Here is a 25963-nt window from a genome sequence, read left to right as displayed (position 1 = left end):
GGATTATTCTAAAATGCTTCAATTAGAAGCTTTTTTTATAAACAATTTGAAAGTTTGTCCAACTGTCCTTTGAATAAACGCTAATCTTTCCTTTATACTGCTTCACAATGGAGTTCACTACAGACAGCCCAACTCCACCTGTAGTCTTTTTAGTTGTATAGCCGAGATCAAACAGTTTCTGCAACGCTTCTTGAGGTATGGTTGGCCCTGAGTTTTCAATACACAGAGACTCTTCCTGATCAGTCTCCGTCCAGACAAGCCGTATCTTAGAAGGCTCGTCACATTCCATGGTTGCTCGTATGGCGTTGTCTAGGAGGTTCCCTAGTAGTTTAACGATGTCGATCGTCTTCATATGTTGGAACTGGTGCTGACTCTTGATTTCGTATGTAAAGCTGACCTGATTGGACAGGCAGTACGCCAACTTGGATTGTAACAAGCTGACTACACTTGGATCCTTAACCTCTTTGAAGCTTAAGTGGGAATAGTTGTGATGCTGATTGCCGGACTTCTTAAAGAGTTGGTTTATGTACTCAACCGTTTCTGTTTGCTTTCCGTTTTCTAAGAGGGTAAGAATATTTTTATAATGTCTGGACTCATCATTTTGGACGGAGTGAATGGCGTGTACGAGGTCATCAATACTTTTGAGATAAGGTAATTTCGTTTCTGTTTCAACATAGGTAACTTTCAATAGAAGATACCGGACGAACAGCACGATAATGACAAGAAACAAAAGCAGCATGATCGGAGGAAGAACGGGGATGTTCCGAATCGTAAACATCGTCAAGTTATTGGTAGCTACGAGGTAGTATCTGGTTGCTATTGTCATCATCAGCAGGAATTCCAAACTAATGCTGACGATTAGTAAAGCGAGGTATGTGTTTAATCTTGTGTTGGGTATCCAATTCATCAGATTGAAATGAAAGTGTCTCAGAATCCCGATTACGCCAGACAAGATCAAAAATATCGACCACATGGCAAAATACAAGTACAGGGGATTCGCCATGATCTCGTCAATATGAATGTGAAGCATTTGAAAGAACAGGATGACCATGAATTCGATCAGCATCATAGCGACAAATGCGCTGATGCTAATCATAATCGTAAGTACCAAATGAGAACGGAATAACCATTGGACCATGATGATCATCGTAAGCAATAGAATCAAGACTTTGGGTTCGTAAGACATATTCATGAGGTTCAAGACCAGAATCACTAGACCATAGACTACGGCAAAAAAGGCTCCCTTACGCCACTTGGCAAGCAGCGATTCATTAAAGAGAGCCATCCCCGCCATCAGTACAAGGAATGCTTGAGGAATATCCATGAAGATCATTTCAATTAATAAATCCATCATAAGACCTGCCTTCGAGCGACTATGTTACCATCCTATCTTCTTCACTATAGAAAAAGTAACAGGATGAAGCAATATGGCTTGAAGTAATATGGCCAGATTCATCGCGAGCAGGATAGGCAGGTAACCAAAGCAACCAAATAATAAGGAAAGAATACCTAAACACGCGATCAAGAGAAGGGCTCTGCTGCGATTTTGTTTAATTTGTACGGGGTTGAACTTGAAGTACATATTAGGGGCGGGGGCATGCCGATAGTTAATCGTATACCCAAGAATCCAGGAAAGAATGGCAGTCGTCCAAATCATCACGGGCTGGGTCATCGGCAGATAAGAGGTAAACCAGCCAATCGCAAATAACAAGAGGTTTCCGAAGAGGAGGCAAGACCAAGGGTTGCTAAAGTGTACTCCTCCGGTAAAGTTGCGAATCAATATATAAGCTGCGGTCGCAACGGACACTTCTGTAAAACAGCCGAACAGTAATGCGAGGAGAAGCAGGAAGAAGGTGTTAAGGAAGTTCAGCATCATGATCTCAATACCGTGTGAGAGCTCCCCGACGGAGTGTGAACTGCCAGCAGCTTGAAGTTGTTTAGCGAGTCGCATAGACAATTTTTCAATAATACTCAAGAGATTTCCTCCCTTTTCCACAAAATATAAGACGATTTCGGATGGGGATTGCTATTAAAGAGAGCCTGCAAACTAAATTGCAGGCTCTACATGAATTTTTTTGAACGATTATTCTCGTAGATGTGGCGGTTTGGGTTCGTAGATATTAAACATGCAAAGAATTCCGGCGGCATGCATGGAAGAAATGACAGCAGCTAAAGTACCGAATGCACTTACTACTTTGTGTTTCATTTCAATACCTCCTAATCTACTATTTTCTTACAATTCCATAGTACTAGAAGCGGAACGGACTATCAACATATATTTCCATATTTGTATATAATTCCGTATTAAATTCCCTGTAATTCTTCTTTTGTCTAAATTTGTAGAATCACCTATAATAATAGCAGACTAACTAGATGGTAGAATTAGGCGAAATGAGGGGAATGTTCGTGAAGAAGTTTATGATAGGGGTGTTGGTCTGTATACTGGCTTTTATTAGTATAGGGACTAATCTGGTAGCTACTCCAGTGCATGGAGAAACCTCTCAAAAAACCTCATCAGATGTTATTGTTCCACCACAAATCTTTAAGGGAACGGATGAGACTGGACAAAAGTTGAATTATGGGGATACAGTAACGCTTTCCTTACCATTGTCTCCCGTTACTCTTTATGCGAATAAACCAGGAAGGTGGACTGTCACGGGAACTGGTCAGAGCAGTACCGATACACAAAGATTTACGGTACAAATACCGGAACAATACGCTGGTTACATATTGCAGGTCACCTATACTCCCGCGGATTCCCAATTCAGGGCGCTTAATTATAAGATTCAGCTCGATATCCCAAGTCAAGCTGGTCAAGCTGCTCCAGAGAAGAAAGTGGAAAACTTAATGGGTAATATGGATATTGTTACGAGGGCAAATCCCCAATCTAGTTTTCAACTTGATGCCAACGATTTGGCATCCTCTACAACAATGTACACAGTCTATCAGGACCCGATCTATGCTGCGTGGATTGCAACTGATTCGAATCACTTCCGCTTTGGGAACCGTTACGGCGCAGAGGAGGGCCCTGGAATTTGGGTGGTTAATCGGTTAATCGTAGACAACAATTATCTGAACTACGATCATACAGCTTTGAATCTTTCCAAATTTGGTGCGGGTACCTATAATGTTCAGTATATTTCACAAGACAATCCACAATTGAGCTGGTCACGTCAGATTCGGTTATATCAAGGAATAGCAGACACGAATGAAACCTGTGATACGTTAGAGAATGGTCCATATACGCCGAACAGCCCTATCTATCTAGTCATGAAGGATGATACATATTTAAAGAATGGCGATAGTATCCAGGTTACTTCAAAAGCCCAGTTATCAAAGTTCGCGGATGTCTCGTTGTTTGCAGATCATGTGTATCAAAATGGTAAAAAGCAGATAAAAAGAGATGGCTGGAGTTTCTTTATTCCAAATGTGACTTGGGAATATGGACCGATCGGATTTGGTCAATATCATTGGTATACAGATGCAAGTATAGCTTCAGCGAATAGACTGGAAGTGATGTATAATGATGAAGAACTCCTATACGAACTGGGTGACAAACTAAACGGAGATGATGTGGATGAAGGTAAAAAAGAGTTCAACATCCAAGAAATAATAAAGCGTAATGGTTATAAGAAGGGAACCTATACCATCAACATTAATAATGATCTGTTAAGGAAATCATGTAATGTTTATGGAGGCAAAAAATCCCTTGAGACATTGGAAATACCCCAATTGTTTACTGTTAACTTGAGATACGAATAGAGGTAAAATGAGTGGCGTACAATCTGTTCCAATCAATAGGTTGTACGCTTTTATCTAAACAGTGACCTTCTTTGGAAAAACACTTGTATTATGGTATAGTGAGGATTAACAATTGATCACGCATCAAATGGGGAGCGTACAGTTATGTTATCATTCATGAAAAACTGGTTAAAGAAAGACCAGGGGAGTCTGAAGCAAGAAGATACAGAACTTATCGGCGATATCCGAGAAGAGTCTGTGCTCTCCTTTACTAAGGGAGAAGAAAAGGAACAAGAGCAATCTCAGTCTGAACCAATCAGCAAGGAGCAAAAGGAGACGGGATTGAACGATACTCCGCTATCCTTGCATTCGTCTTGGGAAATGGAACTGGATGCCGGTCAGAAATACGCTCTTTCTTTTATGTTGAGCGAACTGCCGCCTATGGCTAGTGGTAACGTATCTTTGGCGGGCATGAAGATATTTCCACATGAAGATGGTGTCGAAATCATGGCATTTGTCCGCAATGGGTTACCGCGCCCGATTCGTTTAGGGGAGATGCCGTTAGTGATCCTGATTCAAGGCGATGAGTTATTCGCTCGTCAAACCTTTGATCTGTCGGAGTTGGATGAGATTCCGGCTCATCATGCGAGACCGTGGAGCTTTGTTTTCAAGCGAGAGAACTTTCTTCAGAAAGACGTTATGCTGGTGAACTGGAAGCTTGCATTTGAACTGGCCCAGAAGAAGCTCGTCCTTCCTCAACAACTGGAGTTGGAAGAATCCTGGATTAAGGCACTCTCGGATGAACAGAAGGCTTCATTGATCGAGTTGGCTAAGAACCTCCCTGGGTTGCAACCAGGTGAAGTGAACATTCAGAGTATCCAGATTAGCAGGGCGGAGGATCAATCTCTTCGGGCAATGCTTTTGATCCGTAACGGTTCTGATCAAGCGCTGTCGTTTGAGAAATTGCCATTGATGCTCTACGATGCCACCAATGAGAAGGTGGCGGAAGGTCTGTTTGAGTTAGAGGGATTGACCGTCAACCCGGGAACAAGTAAGCCGTGGCTGTTTATCTATCCAGAGGCAAGCATTGTGAAAGAGAATCCTGATCTCTCTCGTTGGAGAGTTTCTGTTCCGCAGATTTGACCCTTCTTGGCAAAAAATATATCATTAGTTACAGGTCTTCTAGGACTTGACGGATTGTGAGGTGTGGTTGATATGTTTGAGTTTGTTAAAAACTGGTTATCCAAGGATGACCAAAAAATGCGATCACTTGAGGATTTGAAAAAAGACATCCAAGAAGAAGTGGTTGTGAACCATTCCGAGGTTAATGGTCTGCCCAATGAAGTGAAGCAGGCTTCCTCCAAAAGAATCCATACCGAGTTATCCCTTCATCCAGGATGGGAACAATATCTGGATGCGGAAAAGAAATACACACTACGCTTTTTGCAGGCTGAATTGCCTGAAATGCTTGAGGGGACTTTTGGGATCGCGGGATTTAGTCTCGTGCCAAGTGAAGAGGGCGTAACAGTTACCGCCTTTTTCCGGAACGCTACCGATTATCCTCTTCGTTTTGAGACGATGGGATTAACGATTTATGTAGGGGATCAGGCTTTTGCCCGTGAGCAATTTGATCTATCCGATCTAGGAGCGATTCCTGCCCATACGAGCCGTCCGTGGGAGGTTTTCTTCCCGAAAGAAAGCTTTTTGTTGACTAACTTGATTTTTGATCGTTGGAAGATCAAGTTGGACTTAGGTAAACGTACCATGGTTTGGCCGAAGCATCTGGACTTGTCGCCTGCAATGGAAGCTCGCATGTCGGAAGGACAAAAAAATCGTCTGTTAGAGCTTGCGAACCGCTTGCCGGCATTGGAGGAAAATCAAGTCGAAATTACCGGGTTCGATCTTGGTAAAACCAAGGATGGCAAACTGGTTGTTGGACTGTTGTTCCGCAATGCCCTTTCAACGGAGTATAAACCGCAGAAATTGAACATTCGTGTGGCAACATTTGAAGGGGAACTGATCGCTTCAGGTACCATCGATGCAAGCAGTATCGTGGTTCGTCCAGGAACAAGTCGTCCGTGGTTGATTGTGTTCCCTGCTGATCGTGTGAAGAAGCCGGACTTCGAGCCAGGCAAGTGGTTGCTTAAAGTAACGGAATAAGAACAAACAGACAGGCAAGGTGAATGCTGTTAAGCGCTTTGCCTTCTCTTTCTGATAGGGGGTTATTTGATGAGTTGGTTATTAGAGAATTGGTTCGGATCCAAAGATGATTTGGAAGAAGTAAGAGAAGAAGTTCACGAGAATTTACAGATGGAATCCTATTTTGGAGTTTCTGGTATTGATAACCCAGAGCAGTCATCCAATCGCATCTCTTCCAAAGATTTGTTCCTTACTTTGCATGGCGAATGGGAAAGCCGCTTGCAGGATACAGAAATTGAACTGTTGCAGTTTATTCACGATGAATTGCCGCCGATTGTTCGTAATGAAGTAGGTATCATTCCGTTTTTTACAAATGTCTTAAATGAAGGGTATCTCGTATTGACGTTCATTCGCAATGCGGCAGATCGCGATGTGTCTCTCAATAAATTACCGCTGTCTCTTGTTGATCCAAATGGTAATGTCGTCGCAACGAAGACCTTTGATATGGCGGAGTTTGGCGGGGTGGGAGATTTGAGCAGCCGCCCGTGTGATTTCATGTTCCGCTGGGAAGAGTTTATGAACATCCCTGAAGAGGAAGTACCGCTTCGATTGGTTTATCAGAGACCAGAACGTCAGGATAGCAAGATCAAAGTGAACCTGAAGGATGGATTAACCACCGAAGAAAAATCCCGCTATGAAAAAATCGCACAGGACCAAGTAACCACACAAGGCGAGGTTGAGATTTTTGTATTGGGTGTCAATTCTGCTGAAGAGGGCGGTTTGCGAGTGGCGGTCTTGTTCCATAACGGCCTCGATAAGAGTTTGGAGTTTACGGAGGTACCGGTTATTCTCTTCAATTCTCAAGGGGAAGAAGTATCCCGTCTGCATTTCGGTTTGAAGAATCTTAAGGTACTCGCGAATTCCAGTCGTATTTGGGGTTTCCATATTCCAGCTGACTCCATGAAAAGACCGGTTGAGAATCCAGAAGAATGCAAGGTCGTTATTCCTAAAGCCAAACCCGATAAACCACGTGATTTTGGTGAAGGTTCCAACGGTCTGATTCAATAAAAGTAGATATACCCACAAAACAAACCCCTACGTCCTGAACGATAGGGGTTTTGAGCATGATGGAACTAAACCTATCGAGGAACAATTTGGGAAAAAGGAAAGATTGTCCTAAACCGACGCTATCGCTTATGCTAATAATAGTAAAGAGGTACCATTGCAATTGATAGAAAGGGAGCGACATTGATTTGCTCCAAATTGCATACATCCAGTAAAGAGATAGTAGGGAGTGATCAGGATGAAAAAAGCGTTAGTACCTGTTGCCGTTGCGATTACGCTTTTGGGCAGTGTAGCGGCTACGGCGTGGGCCGCGGGAGGTAGTCCTTTTGGTAAGGTAGGAGATTACGATAAAGTCGAATTGATGATTGATCGTTCACCTATTTCTGATCGAGGAGTAATAATTGATGGGAAGCTTTATGTGCCTATGGATACTCTTCGTGATCGGAACAAAGCGGCTTATTATTACGATGTCAATACATATCAAGCGTACTTGTTCTTTGGTGGAGCAGGAACGACGAATCAAGCGAATACGACAATGACAACAGGAAATAACGCAAGCTCGACTCGTTCACCTAACTTCATGTCTGGAATCCCTTATGACGCAAACAACTATCATGCAGGGATGATGCGACAAGATATCATCAATATCTCGACATTGGCCAAGGCTCTTATGAACGTCTCAAAGGATATGGATTCCGTCGTTTATGCCAAGCTTACGTTTAATCGAGATCCTGACATGAACCTATTGCATCAGCAATTGAATTACCGCAGTATGACATTTGACATCATGGATGAAAGAATGTACGCATTAGCTGATGAATTGGGACGCCAATTGGGGTCGTCTAACAAACGAAACATGAAAGACATCATCGATGACATTCACGATGCCGTACGAAATAAGGAAAAGGCACTGAGCGCTCTGCAAGATTGGCTGGTGAGCTCAGACAAACGTGATTTGGAGGATTTCAAAGATTACGAAAAAGATGCAAAAGATCTATTGGTAGGCGTCGTTAAAAAGTTAACGGGTGAGAATTTGGACCCAGGCAGCAAGAAATCTTCCAAATTCGACAATAACTTGCTCGATGCGGTAGACAAATGGTCTGGACGACTTAGAAAATAGTTGATAAAACGAACCAACTATCTGTAACGAAACGGGCCACTTATTCGTACTAACAATAATGAGCAGGCATACCTCCCTAAGGCTGCGGCTCAGTCGTCAAATGACTGACTCAATAGGGAAGAAGGGATGCGAATCTATGAAAATATCTGTAGTCACTCGATATGTCCTTGCCCTTGTAATTGGCCTTTGTTTACTTCCACTGCAGATGAAAATAGCTTCGGCAGAAACAGCAAATGACCGTTATATCAACAATCAGACACATTTAAAGCAGATCAAAGCTGATCAAGCGTGGGACGTGAGGACAAGCAGCTCTGTAATTATCGCTGTATTAGATTCAGGTGTAAACGTGAATCACCCGGATTTGAAGGACAACCTGTTGCCCGGTATTAATCTTGATCCGGATAGTCGGTCGTATATGGACAATAATGGTCACGGTACGATGACTACCGGTATTTTAGCAGCCAAGGGAAATAACGGAATTGGGGTATCAGGTGTGCTTTGGGACGCCAAGGTTCTGCCGATCAAGGTTCTCGATCGGAATGGCACAACGGTCGTTAATATCCTAGCTCAAGGAATTCGGGTGGCCGTCGATCACAAAGCCAAGGTAATTCTAATGTCTGTAAGCAATTTGACCCCTTCCAAAGCATTGGAGGATGCGGTTAATTATGCGGAGTCCAGAGGGGTTGTTCTGGTTGCGGCATCAGGTAACGAGGGAAGTCAGGTAGCTTATCCCGGTGCTTATCCAACGGTTATTTCAGTGGGAGCGGTAAACGAAAAGAACATTCCAATCTATCAGTCTAACTATGGCAATGAATTAAAAATCATGGCTCCTGGCTGGAATATCTTCACAACCAAAATGGGCGGTTCCTACGGTACGGTTAAGGGAACCTCTGCGGCAGCCCCTCAGGTAGCCGCCGCTGCCGCCATGATTTTATCCGAACATCCTAATTATTCGCCGCTGGATGTTAGGCAACTGCTTTATTATACCGCGACCCATCTGGGAGGGAAAAGTTGGGATCCCAAGACGGGTTATGGACTGCTTAATGTCAATATCGCGGTTCGAACTTCTGTACCTGACGATATATCGGAACCCAACAATTCAAGGTCTACTGCCAAAGCATTTCCGATTGAGACTCAATTGAGAGCGGTCTTGAATGCTCGAGACACAGTTGATTGGTATTATACGGATATTCCGTATGAGGGAAAATTAACACTTGAAAGCCGGGTTCAGACTAATTCGGACGCTCCGTTGGCGGCCACATTCTACCAAGATGGAGATACACCGGTAACCTATTATTTGGGCAATGGTTCGACAACTGTTTCCGTTAATCCGGGGCGTTACTACATCAAGTTCGTACGAAGCGATCAAATGGGAAACTTCAGTTATACGTTGACCAGCCGTTTTACGATGGCACCTGATCGTTACGAATACAATGATGACCAAAAGTTGGCTAGTCCACTGCCACCGGGTAATCGGGTTAGTGTTGTCGGTAATTTTCACAAACCTAACGATATGGATTGGTTCTCCTATTATGTACGTGATTATGGGAAGCTGAATGTTACGCTTTCCGTTGACAATCTTCGAGCCGACCCTGTCCTCTATATCACCAAGGGAAACCAGTTTGTGGATAAATCAGATGATGGAGAACGATTAGACCCTACGGAGAAGTCTAGTCTTGATGTTTCACCTGGTAAATACTTCATGAGGGTAAGCGATTATAGTGGGAACCAGATTACAGGCACGTACAGGCTTGATGTAGACTATACGCCAGAACGTAAAGATTTGAATGAACCCAACGACACCTATCGTCTGGCAACCAAACTTGGGTCGGGTACGTTAATGACAGGAACATTTCCGACACGAGCGGATGTTGACTGGTTTTCGTTTCAGCTTTCCACCGATTCGTATATAACCATACAGGCGCCGTATATACCAGTAAAATCTGGTGTGCAGCTAGCGCTATATAGTGAACGTGGTTTTGACTACGCGCTATTTTACGAAGATGAAGTTGCCCAATTATCGGCCAAAAACAAAACGATACTTGGATGGAAGCTACCGAAAGGCACTTATTATATCAGGTTAACGAACTCAAATCCTTTTAAATACGACACGTATCGAATCGTCGTCAAAAGAGAGCCGCTCTATAATGGGTACCGTGATATTAGTACGCATTGGGCGAAAGCGGACATTTCCTATCTGAGTAGTTTAGGCATTGTAAAAGGTTACAGTGATTATACTTTTAAGCCGAATCAGGCCATTACCCGAGCGCAGTTTTCATCTTTGCTTATTCGTTCATTAAACAGAAACGGAATCTATCCGAGTCGATCATCGACCAATCCTTTTATGGACTTAAGAAGTTCTCATTGGGCCTATAACGATATGCTGAAGGCGTACAAAATGGGAATTCTCAAGGGGTACCCGAACGAGCGAATCAAACCGGACCAATATATTACCCGAGCGGAGATGGCCGTAATGGTTGCGCGCGCAAAGGACTTATACACCTATAGTCGCGATTATTCATCTTTCATCGATGTCAAGGCTTCTCATTGGGCTTCTCCAGCCATCGAGTCGCTTTATTCCCACTCCTGGGTAAAAGGGGATAATTACTCAAGATTCCATCCGAACGCCAATGCGACGCGTGCAGAAATGGTTGTCTTGTTAAGAAGAGCATTCAGCTTGTAGGAAGGGGAAACACACATGAACGTATACACCAAACGAATTACGATAGCCACATTGGTAGGCATCAGCATCTTTGCAAGTCAGGTGTGGGCAGACGTCGCTGGCGCACCTGGATCAGCTGATGACCCTGTTGTTACGAAAAGCTATGTTGACCAAAAAATTCAACAAGCGCTTGGAAACGGTGGTTCGGGTGCAGGCGCTAGTACTAGTTCAAAGCTAGTGGTAGCCGAGTTGAAGCCAGGCAAAACTTTGTACGGGTTTGAAGGCACAGAATTTATCGTTCGAACTGGCAATGTGGTCTCGGTTGCAGGTGTGAATGGTGATGGGCTGACCGATATTACGGCAGGAGCTGACTTGCAAGCGGGAGCACCTGTTTCCGCTAACCACTTATTGCTAATTGCTCGATCAGACAATCGGGGTCTTCGACTGGAGCCGGGATATAAGGGCACCGCATACATCATGGTCCGCGGTAAATATGAGATTCGTTAGGTTCTATTTGTAGTCTGAACAAAACTTCTGTAAAAAATCACATTAGACATTGACACCATATGCAAAAAATATTATTCTATAGTGCGTAATGGATACTCTTATCCAGAGCAGGCAAGAGGGACTGGCCCGATGAAGCCCGGCAACCGTTCAAGCGGTGCTAACCAGCAGGATGGCAATACCATTCTGGCCGATAAGAGGTTAGGGAACGCATACAAAAAGCACCTTTTCCTCAATAGCTGGGAAAAGGTTTTTTTTTGGCCGTGAAAGAAACCTGGTTCGGCTACCCACACTATTCTTTGAGAAGAGCGAAGGAGGTAGGCCCATGGCACTACAAAAAGGACGTCATTTGTTCACTTCTGAATCAGTTACAGAAGGACATCCTGACAAGATTTGCGACCAAATTTCTGATTCAATTCTTGACGCAATTTTAGCGAAAGACCCTAATGCTCGTGTAGCTTGCGAAACATCAGTTACAACGGGTTTAGTTCTGGTAGCTGGTGAAATCACAACCAGCACCTATGTTGATATGCAAAAACTGGTTCGTGACACAATTCGTGGAATTGGTTATGACCGTGCAAAATTTGGATTTGACGCTGACACTTGCGGGGTAATTCTTGCAATTGGCGAACAATCCGCGGACATTGCTTTGGGTGTAGACCAAGCGTTGGAAGCAAAAGAAGGTAAAATGAGTGACGCTGAAATCGAAGCGATCGGTGCTGGTGACCAAGGTTTAATGTTTGGTTTCGCTTGCAACGAAACTCCAGAATTGATGCCACTTCCAATTAGCATGGCGCACCAATTGGCTCGTCGTCTGACTGAAGTTCGCAAAAATGGTACATTGGAATACCTGCGCCCAGACGGTAAAACACAAGTTACCGTTGAATACGATGGCGATAAGCCTGTTCGTATTGACGCAATCGTTATTTCCACGCAACATGCTCCTGAAGCTACCTTGGAACAAATTAAGGCTGACTTGATGGAACACGTTATCAAACCAATTGTTCCAGCTAACTTGCTGGATGGAGAAACTAAATACTTTATCAACCCAACTGGTCGCTTCGTTATCGGTGGACCACAAGGGGATGCTGGTCTGACTGGCCGTAAAATCATCGTAGATACCTATGGTGGTTATGCGCGTCACGGCGGCGGAGCTTTCTCCGGTAAAGATCCAACCAAAGTTGACCGTTCTGGCGCTTATGCGGCTCGTTATGTTGCGAAAAACATCGTAGCAGCGGGTCTTGCAGACAAATGTGAAGTTCAAGTTGCCTACGCAATTGGTGTAGCACAACCGGTTTCCATCAGTGTTGATACATTCGGTACTGGTAAAGTGACTGAAGAAGATTTGGTTACATTAATCCGTAAGCACTTCGATCTTCGCCCAGCTGGTATTATTAAGCAATTGGATCTTCGTCGTCCAATTTACAAACAGACTGCTGCTTATGGGCATTTTGGCCGTAACGATCTGAATGTTCCTTGGGAGCGTACAGATAAAGCAGATGCGTTGAAAAAAGACGCGGCTGATCTCGCAAAATAAGAACAAACTTAAGCCAAACGCCTAACCTCCGTGGTTGGGCGTTTTTACATGTATGCCCAATATTGCCCTTTGTTGGATTGTAATACAAAAAGGAGAATAATTGGCTTTGTCGAAATGAGTAAGGGAGTACACTGGGGGTTTCGTCATGAGAAGATGGCATCAAATCTTGATTGCATTTTTCTTTGTATTTCTCATTGTTGTCATTAGCGGTTTGCTGTTGAATGGACCGACACATACAGAAAATGTGCAAACTCTGCAACAAAATACCCCTTCCAAACCGTCTATTACACCAAGCAATAGGAATGCAGAATCAGATCCGTCCAATGTAACTGAGCCACGATCCGATTCCCAGGTTGCGAAGATGAACTGGTATCAGAACCAGGTTGTCGTTCTCATGTATCACCATGTCTCTCCCACAGGGGATAAAGAGTATACACTTACTCCTGAGCTGTTTAGCGAGCATATGAAGTTTTTGCATGATAACGACCTTCACCCCATATCGTTAACGGAATTTCTTCAATTTGTTAATACTGGGGTATTGTCCACGAATAATGCCGTGTTAATTACATTTGATGATGGGTATGAGAGTTTTTACAAAGAAGCTTATCCAATTTTAAAAGAGTTCAATTTTCCGTCAGTCAATTTTGTTATAGCAAGCAGACTGCGTGATAGCGTCGAACGGAAACGCCCGAACATGATACCGCCTCTTACGACCGAAGAGGTTCAAGAAATGATCGGATCAGGTCTGGTAGAAGTGGGATCACACACGTACAGCTTGCATGATCACATTGAGAAAAACGATTGGGGAGAGCTGGAACCAGGCACTGCCCCGGTTTATATGGAAGACATTAAACATGTAGAAGATGATGATACGTATCGTAATCGATTGTATGTCGATTTTACTATGTCCCGAGTAGCTCTAAGTGATCTGGTACATAAACCGATTGTTTCGCTATCGTTGCCGCACGGATTCACCAACCAGGAGGTATTGGATACAGCAAAAGATGCTGGTTACCATTATGTATTTAACTCACGGCGGGGAGTTGTGAAGCCTGGGGTCAAACCTTATGATATTCCGCGTTTTGGAGTAGGGTCTGATTATGTGGATGTGGACAAACTCAGGCAGATTTTCGTGGAAAACAATTCCGGACATTGAGAGGAACTTCTATGCCAAATGAACTGGATGTAAGTTTGTTAGATGGAGTCATATCCAAAACGATTCAGGCCGTTGAGCTGAGTAAAGAACAAATCTTTGAGATTGCCGAGAATGCTCGTCTGGAGAAAAAGACACTGGAGCATGAAATAGCGGATGTCCGTAAAGCGATCAATGTTGAGATTGATCAGGTCGATAAGCTGGAAATTAAATATCGTCAAACGCGTAGCAGATTGGCTCAGGTCAGTCGTAATTTCAATCAGTACACGGAAGACGATATCCGAGTCGCGTATGAAGAAGCAAACCAATATCAAATTGATCTGTCAATCACTCGTGAAAGAGAAGCGAATCTGAGAAGTCGCCGTGACGAGTTGGAGAGAAGGCTGCGCAATATTGATGCCACTGTGATTAAAGCAGAGGGATTGATTACCCAAATGGGAGTAGTTATGGGTTATCTGTCTGGTGATCTCAGCAAAATTGAGCTTGCCCTGGAAACGGCCAAGCAGCATCAGTTAATGGGAATTCGAGTGATTCAAGCCCAAGAAGAGGAACGGAAGCGGGTTTCACGCGAAATTCACGATGGACCAGCTCAATCAATGGCTAATGTAGTTCTTCGGACTGAAATCGTCGAGAAGATGCTGGCTGGCAATCACGTCGAGGAAGCTAAAACAGAGCTGCAAGATCTCAAAGAAATTGTGCGCTCAAGTTTGGCCGATGTACGCCGGATTATTTTTGACTTGCGTCCGATGGCGCTGGATGACTTGGGACTAGTTCCAACCGTTCAAAAGTACATTCAAAAGTTTGAAGAAAGAACCAGCTTAACCATCGACCTTGTCGTATTCGGCAAAGAGATGGAGTTGGAAAGTTCATTTAAAGCAGCACTCTTTAGGCTGGTGCAAGAGTGTTTGAATAATATCGCCAAGCACTCCCATGCTAGATTGGTTCAGGTAAAGCTGGAATTTCAACCGGACATGGTTTTTATCGTGGTAAAAGACGATGGAGTAGGTTTTGTACTGAATGAAGTGAAGCGAAAAGGCAATTCCTTTGGACTCATGGGGATGAATGAGCGGACACAATTGCTCCAAGGAAAAATGGAGATTGTGTCAGCTCCAAAGCAAGGAACCCGCGTCATTTTTCAAATTCCAATGAAAACGTAAATAGATTACGATTCGTTCGTGTAACATTTTGGGGAGGAAGAGAATATGGCAAAGCTTAAACAAGATATCTCAATCGTATTAGTAGATGATCATCAGTTATTTCGTGAAGGTGTTAAACGTATCCTCGAGATGGAAGAGGGCTTCAACGTTGTAGGAGAAGGTGAAGATGGAGAAGATGCGCCGCGATTGGCCGAAGAATTAACGCCAGATATCGTTCTGATGGATATAAATATGCCCAATGTGAACGGTGCTACCGCTGCAGAAGAAGTAATCGCGGTAAGCCCGAGAACCAGAGTAATCATTCTGTCGATTCATGACGACGAGGGGTACGTATACCGGACATTGCGTTGTGGCGCCAGCGGGTATCTGCTAAAAGAAATGGATACGGCTGACCTTGTGGAAGCTGTAAAAGTTGTCGCGCGCGGTGGAGCTTATATTCATCCGAAGGTTACCGGTAAATTGATTGATGAATTCCGCCGTTTGAGTGAACAAGAGGAGCAATATGACAGGCCGATTTCTCTGGACCAATCAACTATTCTAAATTCAGGTGCGATTGAGTCATTAACCAGACGTGAACGTGAAGTTCTGCAATTAATGGCTGAAGGGAAGAGTAATCGCATTATCGGCGATTCACTCTACATCAGTGAAAAAACCGTCAAAAACCACGTGAGCAGCATCTTGCAAAAGCTTGACGTTCAAGACCGTACCCAAGCAGTTGTCATCTCCATTAAAAACGGTTGGGTGAAACTGTAAGTACCATTTCCAAGCTATAGGGCATACCCTTGTAATAGGAGGGGATGACCATGATAAGTGATGTTGTGATTTTGGTGCTCATGTCGTATGGGTTTGCGGCCCTCTTGGTAGTCTTGGTCAGTCGGATTTCATTTCATTCCGTCGTCCAACCTCAGAATTCATTTACCCATTACCAGGTGCATGTATACAACTCTGAGAACGTATTAGAAGGAATGATAAGACGATTGATGTTTCGTTCCTGTGTAGAGGGCAAGCCGATCAGGATTTCATTTGTAGATTATGGTTCTTCAGATGATACGATCCAAATCACACAACTGTTTAGAAGGCAATATACGAATGTGATGGATTCTGACGTATCGACAACTTACAGACACATCGTGCAAATTGATTTGCGGTCCCATTAAAATAGGTTTAATAACCAGATCAACCCAATAAGCGCGGAAAGGAGGGCCTGAAAAAGGCTCTCCTTTTATTTGCGGGGCGCTCTGTCTTTTCACACAATAATGGATAAGTCCTTCGATAAGAGGTGGTTTGATGAGGGAGTATATTCTATACGTGAAAGAGACACGAGCGGCCTATAAAGCTTTGATTACCCCATGCTTTTCACTCGACCAGACATTCTGGGAGCAACATGACGGAAGTCAGCTTCATATTCTTGGGAGAAGTACGTCGCTTGCGCTAATTTTTGCGCTTAGACAACAGGTTCAATTGCTTCTGACTACCCAATTAAGATTCGAACAATTACGATCACAAATCCACATCCACCTTCAAAAGTATCTGAAAGAGCTAAATGGACAGCTTCCTGATGGTCACGCCTTTAAGTTTACAAGTGAACTATATAACCCCAACTTTCTAAACGACCCTCACGAATCCGATGAATTTCCACATATGCGATCCGATTATGATGTTGCTGACCAAAAACAAACTGCAGCGGTCATACGATCACAAGCAATGAAGCTGGCGCAGTCGCTTTCGGGTCGTTCTTTATTACTTGAAGAGATTGAGTATTCGACGCAAATACCAACACAGACACTTTTCCCGTGCCTTCAATGGCTGGTGCTAACAGGTGTGACTGATTGGCAGCCGGGGATAACCATTCAATTACAGAAAAGCTGGTGGCGTCACAAGGTCTTGTTTACCTGTCAACGATGCGGGGCCCCTCACGAAGATGTAATGATGATGGCTTGCCAAAGCTGCGGACAGCCGTGTGCCTACTGTCCGCTCTGCTTAGCGATGGGCAGGAGCCGCTGCTGCACGCCTTATATTTGCTTGCCAAATGAGCAAATAGGCAATCAGAATTCTACCTCTCAATCTATCTCAGCAAATCAGTCTGTGGCCATCCTTCCATCCTCTATTCCAACAATGGAACATAGTCTTCTCAAATGGAACGGAAGCTTTTCCTCCCTTCAAGCGGACGCCGCACAAAGAGCTTTGAATTTTGTTAAAGACTCCGTAGATTCCGCCTTTCTAATATGGGCTGTGTGCGGAGCGGGCAAGACCGAATTGATTTTTCCGGCAGTCAACGAGGTGTTGATGAAGGGTGGAAAAGTACTTCTGGCAACTCCCCGTAAGGACGTTGTGTTGGAGTTAGTGCCAAGATTACGCCAGGTTTTCCCGGATGTTACCATTCGAGCGGCTTACGGTTCAAGTAAGGAGAAATGGGAGGAAGGGCAATTCATTATTTCCACGACTCATCAAACGATGAGATTCTACCATTCGTTTCAGTTAGTGATCGTGGATGAGGTAGACGCGTTTCCTTTCCACAACAACGTCATGCTCTATCGGGCAGTCGAGCGCGCTCGCAAGCCAGGAGGAAATATCATATACCTATCTGCCACTCCGCCCACTTATTTGCGCAAAAGGCTAGTCCCGGTGAGATCGGCTATGAATGCTCATCATTCCATGACACATGTTCTGATTCCGCAGCGTTATCATGGGTTTCCTTTACCGATCCCTCATTTATTGATCGCTCCTCGCTGGCACCAGAAATTGCATCAAGAACAAAGGATTGTTGAAGTGAATGACCTTGTTACACAGTCATTAGCCGATAATCGCCAAGTATTCGTTTTTGTCCCAAAAATAGCGGACGTTCAGCCTGTACTTCAGTATTTTCGAATCCAGTTCCCTGAGTACACCAATCACATGGAAGGTGTTCATGCTGCGGATGAACTTAGAGAGGATAAAGTACTGGAGTTTCGGAAGCGGAAATACCGCCTGTTAGTGACGACCACCATTTTGGAACGAGGGGTTACCATTCCACGCAGCGACGTCATCGTACTGGGAGCGGATGAATCGGTGTTCGATGAAGCTTCTCTGGTACAAATCGCAGGAAGAGTTGGACGCTCAGCAGATTCACCTGATGGGAAGATCCTGTTCGTACTGAAGGATCGCTCGAAGTCACCTCTCCAAGCGATAAAACAGATCAAGCAAATGAATCATCTAGCCAGTCGCAATCCATTGCTTGCGTCCAAGGAGAGAGGATAATGGCCGAGTTGGCTTGTTTATTATGCAATCGCTCCGTCAAGTCTGCCAAAAGAGACCTAACGATTCAAAAGCTCGTCACCCAATTGACGCCTGTAAAATTCTACCCGATCCTGTATCGACTCCTGAGGGAAGAACCGATCTGCGAGACTTGTCTGACCGAAATTGAAGTGATCGGGGAAGAGATCTGTGAGCATTGCGGGAGAAAGAAGGAAGGCTCTTTTAACGGTTCGTTTTGTCGCGATTGTCAGCCATCGAATCACACGGCGCTTATTTACAACCGAAGTGCGCTTACCTACAATGATTGGGCCAAAAACGCCATGGCCCTGTATAAATACAGAGGTGAACTCCGGCTACACAGTTTATTTATGAAGCTGATGCTCGGCAGCTATTATCGTTACTGCACACAATGGAGGATTGGGCTTCTGACCTGGGTTCCTTTGCATCCCAACCGATTGGAAGAGCGCGGCTTTAACCAGGTGGAACAATTCGCTATTCAATTAGGTAAGCTGCTTCAAATTCCAGCCGCACCGTTGTTGGTTCGGCAAAAGGAAACGGTTAAACAAAGCAAACAAACAGGAAAGCTGGCCCGCATGAAGAGTATGCAATCTGCTTTTGCGCTACATCACCCGACAGTCAGTTCCATCAGCCGAAATAAACGGCCTGTTTCCATCCTAATCCTTGATGACATTTACACGACGGGGTCTACATTAGAGTCTTGCGCTCAGCAAATCCATCTGCTGCCGGAGCTGATCGAGAATAAAATCTACAGTCTAACAGTGTGTCGCTGAAAAAGTTTGGATTTTTTGTAATAGTCAAGTCGAATATCGTTGAGGTATTATGAATACAGAAATGGATTTTTGCGCCGTGAAGAAAAGGAGGGGCTTCGTATGTCTTTTGGCCAATTAGATAACTGTGCGCGATGCGATGCGTTGTTTGTACGTGCGACCAAAGATATTTGCCCAAAATGTAGTATAGAAGTGGAGAAAGAGTATGATTTATGTGCCAAGTTTCTCCGTAAACGTGAGAATCGCGGATCGACTATACATCAGGTAAGTGATGCTACAGGAGTCAGCATTAAACAAATCACCCGATTCGTCAAAGAGGGTCGAATTTCCATCGAAGGCAACCCGAACATGGGGTATCCATGCGAGAACTGTGGAATTCTGATCCGACAAGGAAATATCTGTGATTCCTGTGCAGCAAACCTGAAGCATGAAATTTCTCAGCAGCTTGAAGTGGACAAGCGTCTAAGTGATGAAACGAAGCGCAACGCCGGTATTGGCTATGTTCGCAAAGCTGGAGAGTAGAGAAACCGCGAATTTTGACTCAAGAAAAAACTAATCTTTTCAAACCAAAATGCCGATGATACTACTAGAGAGTAGTAATCGGTATTTTTTTATTAGCTAGCCCACAGTGAGGTGAAAGTTATGAGGATCAACGAACCCAATCGTACGGGAATGATAAATGCTTACAACAAGACTGGGAAGCTGTATGCCGCCCAGAATAGCAAGAAACCGATGGGAAAAGACGAAGTCCAAATCTCCAATGAAGCGTTGGAACTTCTAAAAAAGGGTGAAGTAAAGGAAACCGCCCCAACGGACAAAACAAAGCTTAACGAGCTGAAAGCTAAGATCGAACAAGGAACCTACCATGTCCCGAGCGACAAGATAGCCGAGAAGTTCTTGTCTTTCTGGAAAAAGCCTTAAGAAGACTAACACAAGTGAATTCAGCCTTTAGTGAAACGAGTGAGAAGCATGTCACATATGAATCAACTATATGAAATGCTGGACAACCTGTTAAATCTTCATCGGGCTCTATATACACTAGCCGAACAGAAGAAGGATGTCCTGATTAAAGGGAATGTTGAAGCCCTTACCTTAATGACTCAGCAGGAGCAGAAGCTGATCAAGGCTGTCAACGCTTCCGAAGCGGCAAGAAGTCAAGTCATCCATGACATTCTCGCTGAAAAAGGTCTCTCCCTAGCAGAACCAACTTTATATGAATTGATTAAATCACTGACAAGTATCGAAGAAAAATCGCGCTTAAAATCGTATCGCGAAGAATTAATAAGGATTGTTTCAGAACTGCGCCAAGCGAACGAACTTAATCAGCAGTTGCTGGAGCAATCCCTTTCTTTTGTAAATCACTCACTCGATATCCTGACCGATACTCCGGAAGATGAGTTTATCTATAAAAAACCGATAGGGCATCAAGGTGCCCAACAAGCAAGCCGCTCCTTTATTAACAAAAAAGCGTAAAAGAGGTGTCAATCCATGCCATCAACCTTTCATGGGATCGAGATAAGCAAACGTGGTATTTTTGCTCAACAATCCGCTCTGAATACCGCCAGTCATAACGTAGCCAATGCGAACACGGAAGGATACACACGACAACGTGCCAATATGCAAGCGACACCGGGAATGCCTGCACCAGGGATGAACGTCTCTCGTGAACCTGGACAGATCGGGACAGGTGTACAAGTGACAGAATTGCAGCGCATTCGCGAAAGTTATTTAGATAATCAATTTAGAACTGAAAACAAACATTTTGGATATTGGGAAGCCCGGCGTGATGGATTAGAAAAAATCGAGACCATCATGAACGAACCATCCGACACAGGGTTGCAGAAGGTAATGGATCAGTTATGGCAATCTTGGCAGGATTTAGCCAAAGAGCCTGAGAGTCTTTCAGCGCGTGCTGTAGTTCGTCAACGTGCAATTGCAGTAGCAGAGACATTCTCATCCATTACTACTTCTTTAAATGAATTGCAGAATGACTTGGATAACGTAGTACAAGTGAAAGCAACCGATATCAACTCGATGGCTCAACAAATTGCCAACCTAAACAAACAAATCGGCGATGTGGTTCCACATGGATACCAGCCGAATGACTTATATGATCAACGTGATGTCTTGATTGACAAGCTGTCCAAGATGGCAGAGGTTCAGGTTACACAATCTGATAAGGGCATGGTAAATATTAAAATTGAAGGCAAAGATTTGGTTACTGGTAGTAGTTCAGTTCCAATGACGACCACCAAAAATGCAACGACTGGTTTTGTTGAGATTCAACTTGGCGGAACGGCATTCATTCCCCAAACAGGAAGCTTGGCCGGAACCTTTGAAGCTCGTGGAAATGCTAAGGTTGACACGATAGTCGGTGCTGATGGAACTCAGCAACAGGTAGTAACCTATAACGGCCCGATTCCGGATATTATGAAGCGTTTGGATCTTCTCGCCATTAACTTAACGAAGGAAATTAATGATATTCATCGTAAAGGTATGAATATGTTTGACATTGACAACAAGAAGAACAATGCGAGTACACCATTGCAAGATCTTCCGTTTTTCGTAGACGCAGATGCTGCTGACAAAGATCCAAACACAAAGACATACCCTAGTAGTGCGCGGAAAATTGTTGTGAATCCGGCGATTATTAACAGCTTGAACGCCATCGCTGCAGCACAGGTTGAAGCACTTGGTAGCTCTGCCGGAACATCTTTTGAAGGGGATGGACGTAACGCTCGTGATATCGCTTCGATCAAGTTTAAGACCTTGAAGGCTGGTACTGGTAGCGGTGACTTGGATGCGACAACTACGTTGGATGATTATTATCGCTACACAATTGCCAGCCTTGGGGTAGATAGCCAGGAAGCGGATCGTATGCAAAAAAACTCCGAGATCCTCGTCGGGCAAGTAGAGAATCAACGACAGTCAGTTTCCGGAGTCTCCATTGATGAAGAGATGGCTGAGATGGTGAAGTATCAACATGCATTCAGCGCATCAGCGCGTGTGATGACAAGCATGGATGAAATACTGGATAAAGTAATTAATGGTATGGGTAAAGTTGGCCTCTAATATAAGTAAACGAATCGTAGGAGAGGAGTTGTAAATCATGTCAGTACGTGTTACTCAGACCATGTTGAATAACAACATGATGCGTAACTTAAATAGTTCGATGCGCAATATGGATAAATTACAGGAACAGCTTTCTTCCGGACGAAAAATCAACCGCCCTTCAGATGATCCGGTTGTAGCAACTCGTGGGATGTTCTACCGTTCGTCTTTGATTGAGAATGAACAATTCCAGCGTAACGTGAATGAAGCACAATCTTGGATGGAGCTATCTGACAAATCTTTGGACGAAGCCAATACCGTTATGCAGCGGGTACGTGAGCTGGTTGTTTATTCTGGAGACGGTGCATTAGAGAAATCATCGTTAGAATCAATTGCAGAAGAAATTGATCAGATCAAGGATCATTTGGGTAATATTGCGAATCAGACAGTCGGTGGACGCTATATCTTCGCTGGTACAGATACGAAGAACCCGCCTTATGACTATGATAAGAAGCAGTTCACAAATACCAATAATGCTGATATTAAATTAGAGATGAATAAGCAGATATTCCTTCCGATTAATGTAAATGGACAAACGGTTTTTAATTACAAGTCAGATGGTAATAATATTTTCAATGTACTAGACAACATTGTATCCGTACTGAAAAGCGGTAAAGAGGTTTCAGGGCAACTAAAAAATGTGGATAGCCAAATTGATAATTTGCTAGCACAGCGTGCTTCTCTCGGAGCTCGTACTAATCGTATTGAATTGATCAAAGATCGACTTTCAAACGAAGAAGTAAGTGTAACCAAGTTAATGTCAGACAATGAAGATGTCGATACGGCACAAGTAATTACTGATCTCAAGATGCAAGAGAACGTTCATCGGGCTGCGCTTGGGGCAGGGTCTCGTATAATTCAGCCATCACTTTTAGACTTCCTTCGCTAGTCATTAATAGAAGGGAGGGATAACAAATGCAAATACCACAAATAAGTATGCATCAGACCTACGCACAATTGGGACTGCGTATTACGAAGCCAGTACAGGAGATACAACAGCCACAAGCAGAATTAAATTTACGTCAAGAACCGGCTATAGTCGAGATTCACCAGCCCCAAGGCAAGCTCACGATTGATAGTAACGAGGCTCGTGAAAATATCGATTTGCGAAGTTCGGCACGACGTTCACGAGACAATGAGGAATATGGATATCAAAAGGCAATGGAAGCAATTGCCCAAATTAGCGAAGAGGGCGATCGGCTTGCTGCTATCGAGAATAAAGGTGCAAATCCCATAGCCGATATTGCCTTTGAAGAAAGTACCATCTACCACAACACTGATATTATTGCTGAAGGCTCCATCGTCGGGGATGGTATTCAGATCAATTATGAAGCACATAAACCAGAGATTAATGTACAGGTAAGAGGGAAGAAAATGGATCCTGTCATCCATCACCCTATCCATAACTATACACCCGGTAAAGTAGAAGGTTACATGAAACAATGGAATAGCCTTAGTATTGATTTCGTAGGGCTGAATGTGGATCGTTCGCTATAGAGAGGGGAACGAAAATGAATATGGAAAAAGTTGAACTTGGAAAATTATATTTTGAAGAGGGTATACCAGGATTTGTGAATCTACAGTTCTTCCGTCTATTAAGCGAAGATGCGAACAGTCCGTTTTATGTGCTTCAGTCTTATGAACAAGAAGAACAAGTAGAATTTTGGGCTGTGGATCCGTTTATGTTTTTTCAAGACTATGAGTTCACCCTCCCACAACAAGCCAAAGAACAGCTTCGAATTACCGAGGATACAGCCATTGCTGTTGTGAATGTGGTAACGGTACGCCCTAACGGCCAAGTTACAGTTAATTTGAAGGCACCCATTATTATCAACCGAGAGAACCGTATGGCGAAACAAGTTATCTTAAATGATGAAAAATACGAGTTGCGTAAACCGTTATTTCAATTACCGGTCACAGCAACAAGTGAGTAGGTGGGTCTATGCTAGTCCTCACACGAAAGAAAAACGAATCGATTATGATTGGAGACTCTATTGAGATCAAGATTATCGGTGTCGAGGGAGACTCAGTACGAATTGGAATAGATGCCCCAAGGGATATTAATGTACACCGCAAGGAAGTGTATTCGGCAATCAAAGAAGAGAACCAAATAGCTTCCCAAACGAAAATTGACTGGTCAACTATGAATCGATGGCTGCACCAGTCACAGGAAAAATCCGAAGAGTAAGTGGCTCTTCGGATTTTTTGTCGTAAAAATAAAAAAAATCTCTGAAAACTATAAAAAACCCCTAAATAAGTCTAATCATCCATCCGATAAAAGTAATGTAAGGGACAAACATTCAAGCGCGCGATTGAGTCGAATGTCCTAAATCAGAAACCATCCACAGGGACGTGGAGGTTACATTCAAGGAGGAATAATACCATGCGTATTAACCACAACATTTCAGCGTTGAACACTCATCGTCAATTAGGTGCTGCTTCTGAAGCACAAAGCAAATCCATGGAGAAATTGTCTTCCGGTCTTCGTATCAACCGTGCTGGTGACGATGCTGCAGGTCTTGCAATCTCCGAAAAAATGCGCGGACAAATCCGTGGTTTGGACCAAGCTTCCCGTAACTCCCAAGACGGTATCTCCATGATCCAAACTGCTGAGGGTGCATTGAACGAAACTCACAGCATTCTTCAACGCCAACGCGAACTTGCTGTTCAATCAGCGAATGATACCAATACGGCTCAAGACCGTACAAACCTCCAAGACGAGATGGACCAACTTGGTAAAGAAATTGACCGTATTGCTTCCACAACACAGTTCAATACCAAGAATCTTCTTGACGGTTCAATGGACAAAACGACTACTGCAACCAAAAACATCAACACAGGTAGTGTTCTGTTAGATGGTGGTGCTGCTAGTGTTGCTTCTGGTGCCGCTACTTTACTAACTGACCTACAAGATTCAAATAAAAATGGACTTGGTATCGTTAATGGGGATAAAATTGACGTTTCTTACGTTGTTAATGGTGTAACTCAAACTGATACAATCACTGTTGGTGCAGCTTCTAAACTTTCTGATCTGTACGGTGGAGCTAAGTTAGGTGCTGATGCTACAGGTGGTGTTTCTGCAAACGGAGAACTTCAAGTTACTGCAAAAAATGCTGGATATACAGGTGCCATCAATGGTTTAACTATTACTGTTAAGGATTCCAACGGTGTTGTTAAATCCGGTGCAACCAATGCATTGTCCAGCTTCACTGAAACTACTGCGGCTGCAGTTAATCATGCCGATACTCAAGCTACTTTCCAAATCGGTGCTAACACTGGACAAAACATTCAATTGGCTATCAAAGACATGGGAGCTTCCGCTCTTGGTGTGCAAAACCTTCAAATTGGTAACCAAGGTCAAGCTAACGTAGCGATCAAAGTTATCGATGGAGCTATTCAAAAAGTTTCTGCAGAACGTTCTAAGCTTGGTGCGATCCAAAACCGTTTGGAACACACAATCAACAACTTGGGAACATCTTCTGAAAACTTGACAGCTGCTGAGTCTCGCGTTCGTGACGTAGACATGGCGAAAGAAATGATGAGCCAAACCAAGAACTCTATTCTTGCTCAAGCTGCTCAAGCTATGTTGGCTCAAGCTAACCAACAACCACAAGGCGTACTTCAATTACTTCGTTAATAGCTAAAATTAATATGGAAAAAGGCCTTAGGAAAACTAAGGTCTTTTTCTTTAACTTAACTAGATTATAAAAGGTCTAATTAGGGTCATATCTAATTAGGGAGATGATTTCGCT

Annotated in this window: 26 protein-coding genes and 1 riboswitch; of the genes, 23 read left to right on the top strand and 3 right to left on the bottom strand. The window is 43.7% G+C overall.

The features are described from left to right. Nucleotides 1-22 precede the first annotated feature (22 nt). The 3 genes from ACQCN2_RS10015 to ACQCN2_RS10005 form a co-directional block, all read right to left on the bottom strand. Nucleotides 23-1354: a sensor histidine kinase gene (locus tag ACQCN2_RS10015; protein ID WP_426928768.1), complete on the bottom strand. Its 1332-nt coding sequence runs from the start codon at nucleotides 1352-1354 to the stop codon at nucleotides 23-25. A 24-nt stretch (nucleotides 1355-1378) separates the two neighbouring features. Continuing rightward, nucleotides 1379-1975, bottom strand: a complete 597-nt coding sequence (locus ACQCN2_RS10010) for an accessory gene regulator B family protein (protein WP_426928767.1) — start codon at nucleotides 1973-1975, stop codon at nucleotides 1379-1381. A gap of 108 nt (nucleotides 1976-2083) precedes the next feature. Then, nucleotides 2084-2206 (bottom strand): hypothetical protein, encoded by a 123-nt coding sequence (locus ACQCN2_RS10005; protein WP_426928766.1) that lies wholly within the window; start codon nucleotides 2204-2206, stop codon nucleotides 2084-2086. 200 nt (nucleotides 2207-2406) lie between these two features. Between ACQCN2_RS10005 and ACQCN2_RS10000 the strand changes: the two genes are divergently transcribed. The 23 genes from ACQCN2_RS10000 to ACQCN2_RS09890 all read left to right on the top strand — a co-directional run bounded on the left by ACQCN2_RS10000 (nucleotide 2407) and on the right by ACQCN2_RS09890 (nucleotide 25848). Next, nucleotides 2407-3762: a hypothetical protein gene (locus ACQCN2_RS10000; protein ID WP_426928765.1), complete on the top strand. Its 1356-nt coding sequence runs from the start codon at nucleotides 2407-2409 to the stop codon at nucleotides 3760-3762. A 144-nt stretch (nucleotides 3763-3906) separates the two neighbouring features. After that, a complete protein-coding gene (locus ACQCN2_RS09995) occupies nucleotides 3907-4884 on the top strand; it encodes an accessory Sec system S-layer assembly protein (protein WP_426928764.1) in 978 nt (325 codons plus the stop codon). Between the two features lie 72 nt (nucleotides 4885-4956). Then, nucleotides 4957-5901 (top strand): SLAP domain-containing protein, encoded by a 945-nt coding sequence (locus tag ACQCN2_RS09990; protein WP_426928763.1) that lies wholly within the window; start codon nucleotides 4957-4959, stop codon nucleotides 5899-5901. A 69-nt stretch (nucleotides 5902-5970) separates the two neighbouring features. Beyond that, nucleotides 5971-6948 (top strand): SLAP domain-containing protein, encoded by a 978-nt coding sequence (locus ACQCN2_RS09985; RefSeq protein ID WP_426928762.1) that lies wholly within the window; start codon nucleotides 5971-5973, stop codon nucleotides 6946-6948. A 235-nt stretch (nucleotides 6949-7183) separates the two neighbouring features. Then, nucleotides 7184-8065 (top strand): hypothetical protein, encoded by an 882-nt coding sequence (locus ACQCN2_RS09980; RefSeq protein ID WP_426928761.1) that lies wholly within the window; start codon nucleotides 7184-7186, stop codon nucleotides 8063-8065. Nucleotides 8066-8201: 136 nt separating this feature from the next. After that, nucleotides 8202-10748: a S8 family peptidase gene (locus ACQCN2_RS09975; protein WP_426928760.1), complete on the top strand. Its 2547-nt coding sequence runs from the start codon at nucleotides 8202-8204 to the stop codon at nucleotides 10746-10748. Between the two features lie 15 nt (nucleotides 10749-10763). Then, complete coding sequence (locus tag ACQCN2_RS09970) at nucleotides 10764-11234, top strand: hypothetical protein (protein WP_426928759.1); 471 nt, start codon at nucleotides 10764-10766, stop codon at nucleotides 11232-11234. A gap of 95 nt (nucleotides 11235-11329) precedes the next feature. Further along, nucleotides 11330-11431, top strand: a riboswitch (SAM riboswitch). 125 nt (nucleotides 11432-11556) lie between these two features. Further along, a complete protein-coding gene (metK, locus tag ACQCN2_RS09965) occupies nucleotides 11557-12768 on the top strand; it encodes a methionine adenosyltransferase (RefSeq protein WP_426928758.1) in 1212 nt (403 codons plus the stop codon). 145 nt (nucleotides 12769-12913) lie between these two features. Continuing rightward, nucleotides 12914-13924, top strand: coding sequence for a polysaccharide deacetylase family protein (locus tag ACQCN2_RS09960; protein ID WP_426928757.1), 1011 nt, complete (start codon nucleotides 12914-12916; stop codon nucleotides 13922-13924). Between the two features lie 11 nt (nucleotides 13925-13935). Further along, complete coding sequence (locus ACQCN2_RS09955; protein ID WP_426928756.1) at nucleotides 13936-15078, top strand: sensor histidine kinase; 1143 nt, start codon at nucleotides 13936-13938, stop codon at nucleotides 15076-15078. Nucleotides 15079-15123: 45 nt separating this feature from the next. Further along, on the top strand, nucleotides 15124-15831 hold the full coding sequence (locus ACQCN2_RS09950) for a response regulator (protein WP_426928755.1): 708 nt from the start codon (nucleotides 15124-15126) through the stop codon (nucleotides 15829-15831). 50 nt (nucleotides 15832-15881) lie between these two features. Next, complete coding sequence (locus ACQCN2_RS09945) at nucleotides 15882-16235, top strand: glycosyltransferase family protein (protein ID WP_426928754.1); 354 nt, start codon at nucleotides 15882-15884, stop codon at nucleotides 16233-16235. Between the two features lie 130 nt (nucleotides 16236-16365). Continuing rightward, the gene (locus ACQCN2_RS09940) at nucleotides 16366-18315 is read left to right on the top strand and encodes an ATP-dependent helicase ComFA (RefSeq protein ID WP_426928753.1); all 1950 of its coding nucleotides are present in this window, start codon (nucleotides 16366-16368) and stop codon (nucleotides 18313-18315) included. Further along, the gene (locus ACQCN2_RS09935) at nucleotides 18315-19103 is read left to right on the top strand and encodes a ComF family protein (protein ID WP_426928752.1); all 789 of its coding nucleotides are present in this window, start codon (nucleotides 18315-18317) and stop codon (nucleotides 19101-19103) included. Before ACQCN2_RS09940 ends, ACQCN2_RS09935 begins: the two co-directional genes overlap by 1 nt. Nucleotides 19104-19202: 99 nt before the next feature. After that, the gene (locus ACQCN2_RS09930) at nucleotides 19203-19622 is read left to right on the top strand and encodes a TIGR03826 family flagellar region protein (RefSeq protein ID WP_426928751.1); all 420 of its coding nucleotides are present in this window, start codon (nucleotides 19203-19205) and stop codon (nucleotides 19620-19622) included. Between the two features lie 120 nt (nucleotides 19623-19742). Continuing rightward, nucleotides 19743-20021 (top strand): flagellar biosynthesis anti-sigma factor FlgM, encoded by a 279-nt coding sequence (gene flgM, locus ACQCN2_RS09925; protein ID WP_426928750.1) that lies wholly within the window; start codon nucleotides 19743-19745, stop codon nucleotides 20019-20021. 57 nt (nucleotides 20022-20078) lie between these two features. Further along, a complete protein-coding gene (locus tag ACQCN2_RS09920) occupies nucleotides 20079-20573 on the top strand; it encodes a flagellar protein FlgN (RefSeq protein WP_426928749.1) in 495 nt (164 codons plus the stop codon). A gap of 15 nt (nucleotides 20574-20588) precedes the next feature. Next, nucleotides 20589-22172, top strand: a complete 1584-nt coding sequence (flgK, locus tag ACQCN2_RS09915; protein ID WP_426928748.1) for a flagellar hook-associated protein FlgK — start codon at nucleotides 20589-20591, stop codon at nucleotides 22170-22172. Nucleotides 22173-22209: 37 nt separating this feature from the next. Beyond that, entirely contained in the window at nucleotides 22210-23100 is an 891-nt protein-coding gene (gene flgL / locus ACQCN2_RS09910; protein WP_426928747.1) for a flagellar hook-associated protein FlgL, read from the top strand. A 26-nt stretch (nucleotides 23101-23126) separates the two neighbouring features. Next, a complete protein-coding gene (locus ACQCN2_RS09905; protein ID WP_426928746.1) occupies nucleotides 23127-23708 on the top strand; it encodes a DUF6470 family protein in 582 nt (193 codons plus the stop codon). A 14-nt stretch (nucleotides 23709-23722) separates the two neighbouring features. Then, nucleotides 23723-24145 (top strand): flagellar assembly protein FliW, encoded by a 423-nt coding sequence (gene fliW / locus ACQCN2_RS09900; RefSeq protein WP_426928745.1) that lies wholly within the window; start codon nucleotides 23723-23725, stop codon nucleotides 24143-24145. A gap of 8 nt (nucleotides 24146-24153) precedes the next feature. Beyond that, on the top strand, nucleotides 24154-24399 hold the full coding sequence (csrA, locus tag ACQCN2_RS09895) for a carbon storage regulator CsrA (protein WP_426928744.1): 246 nt from the start codon (nucleotides 24154-24156) through the stop codon (nucleotides 24397-24399). A 195-nt stretch (nucleotides 24400-24594) separates the two neighbouring features. Further along, nucleotides 24595-25848, top strand: a complete 1254-nt coding sequence (locus ACQCN2_RS09890; protein WP_426928743.1) for a flagellin N-terminal helical domain-containing protein — start codon at nucleotides 24595-24597, stop codon at nucleotides 25846-25848. The last annotated feature ends 115 nt before the right edge of the window (nucleotides 25849-25963 follow it).

It is taken from the genome of Brevibacillus ginsengisoli (assembly GCF_050113715.1).
GTDB lineage: Bacteria > Bacillota > Bacilli > Brevibacillales > Brevibacillaceae > Brevibacillus_H > Brevibacillus_H ginsengisoli.
The sequence above is the reverse complement of the archived record's forward strand: the minus strand, read 5'-3'. Positions and strand labels throughout refer to the sequence as shown.

Excerpts from the sequence above, each read along its gene's own strand:
- ACQCN2_RS10015 (WP_426928768.1), bottom strand. The coding sequence starts at position 1,354 with ATGATGGATTTATTAATTGAAATGATCTTCATGGATATTCCTCAAGCA.
- ACQCN2_RS10005 (WP_426928766.1), bottom strand. The coding sequence starts at position 2,206 with ATGAAACACAAAGTAGTAAGTGCATTCGGTACTTTAGCTGCTGTCATT.
- ACQCN2_RS09995 (WP_426928764.1), top strand. The coding sequence starts at position 3,907 with ATGTTATCATTCATGAAAAACTGGTTAAAGAAAGACCAGGGGAGTCTG.
- ACQCN2_RS09990 (WP_426928763.1), top strand. The coding sequence starts at position 4,957 with ATGTTTGAGTTTGTTAAAAACTGGTTATCCAAGGATGACCAAAAAATG.
- ACQCN2_RS09985 (WP_426928762.1), top strand. The coding sequence starts at position 5,971 with ATGAGTTGGTTATTAGAGAATTGGTTCGGATCCAAAGATGATTTGGAA.
- ACQCN2_RS09980 (WP_426928761.1), top strand. The coding sequence starts at position 7,184 with ATGAAAAAAGCGTTAGTACCTGTTGCCGTTGCGATTACGCTTTTGGGC.
- ACQCN2_RS09975 (WP_426928760.1), top strand. The coding sequence starts at position 8,202 with ATGAAAATATCTGTAGTCACTCGATATGTCCTTGCCCTTGTAATTGGC.
- ACQCN2_RS09970 (WP_426928759.1), top strand. The coding sequence starts at position 10,764 with ATGAACGTATACACCAAACGAATTACGATAGCCACATTGGTAGGCATC.
- metK (WP_426928758.1), top strand. The coding sequence starts at position 11,557 with ATGGCACTACAAAAAGGACGTCATTTGTTCACTTCTGAATCAGTTACA.
- ACQCN2_RS09960 (WP_426928757.1), top strand. The coding sequence starts at position 12,914 with ATGAGAAGATGGCATCAAATCTTGATTGCATTTTTCTTTGTATTTCTC.
- ACQCN2_RS09955 (WP_426928756.1), top strand. The coding sequence starts at position 13,936 with ATGCCAAATGAACTGGATGTAAGTTTGTTAGATGGAGTCATATCCAAA.
- ACQCN2_RS09950 (WP_426928755.1), top strand. The coding sequence starts at position 15,124 with ATGGCAAAGCTTAAACAAGATATCTCAATCGTATTAGTAGATGATCAT.
- ACQCN2_RS09945 (WP_426928754.1), top strand. The coding sequence starts at position 15,882 with ATGATAAGTGATGTTGTGATTTTGGTGCTCATGTCGTATGGGTTTGCG.
- ACQCN2_RS09940 (WP_426928753.1), top strand. The coding sequence starts at position 16,366 with ATGAGGGAGTATATTCTATACGTGAAAGAGACACGAGCGGCCTATAAA.
- ACQCN2_RS09935 (WP_426928752.1), top strand. The coding sequence starts at position 18,315 with ATGGCCGAGTTGGCTTGTTTATTATGCAATCGCTCCGTCAAGTCTGCC.
- ACQCN2_RS09930 (WP_426928751.1), top strand. The coding sequence starts at position 19,203 with ATGTCTTTTGGCCAATTAGATAACTGTGCGCGATGCGATGCGTTGTTT.
- flgM (WP_426928750.1), top strand. The coding sequence starts at position 19,743 with ATGAGGATCAACGAACCCAATCGTACGGGAATGATAAATGCTTACAAC.
- ACQCN2_RS09920 (WP_426928749.1), top strand. The coding sequence starts at position 20,079 with ATGAATCAACTATATGAAATGCTGGACAACCTGTTAAATCTTCATCGG.
- flgK (WP_426928748.1), top strand. The coding sequence starts at position 20,589 with ATGCCATCAACCTTTCATGGGATCGAGATAAGCAAACGTGGTATTTTT.
- flgL (WP_426928747.1), top strand. The coding sequence starts at position 22,210 with ATGTCAGTACGTGTTACTCAGACCATGTTGAATAACAACATGATGCGT.
- ACQCN2_RS09905 (WP_426928746.1), top strand. The coding sequence starts at position 23,127 with ATGCAAATACCACAAATAAGTATGCATCAGACCTACGCACAATTGGGA.
- fliW (WP_426928745.1), top strand. The coding sequence starts at position 23,723 with ATGAATATGGAAAAAGTTGAACTTGGAAAATTATATTTTGAAGAGGGT.
- csrA (WP_426928744.1), top strand. The coding sequence starts at position 24,154 with ATGCTAGTCCTCACACGAAAGAAAAACGAATCGATTATGATTGGAGAC.
- ACQCN2_RS09890 (WP_426928743.1), top strand. The coding sequence starts at position 24,595 with ATGCGTATTAACCACAACATTTCAGCGTTGAACACTCATCGTCAATTA.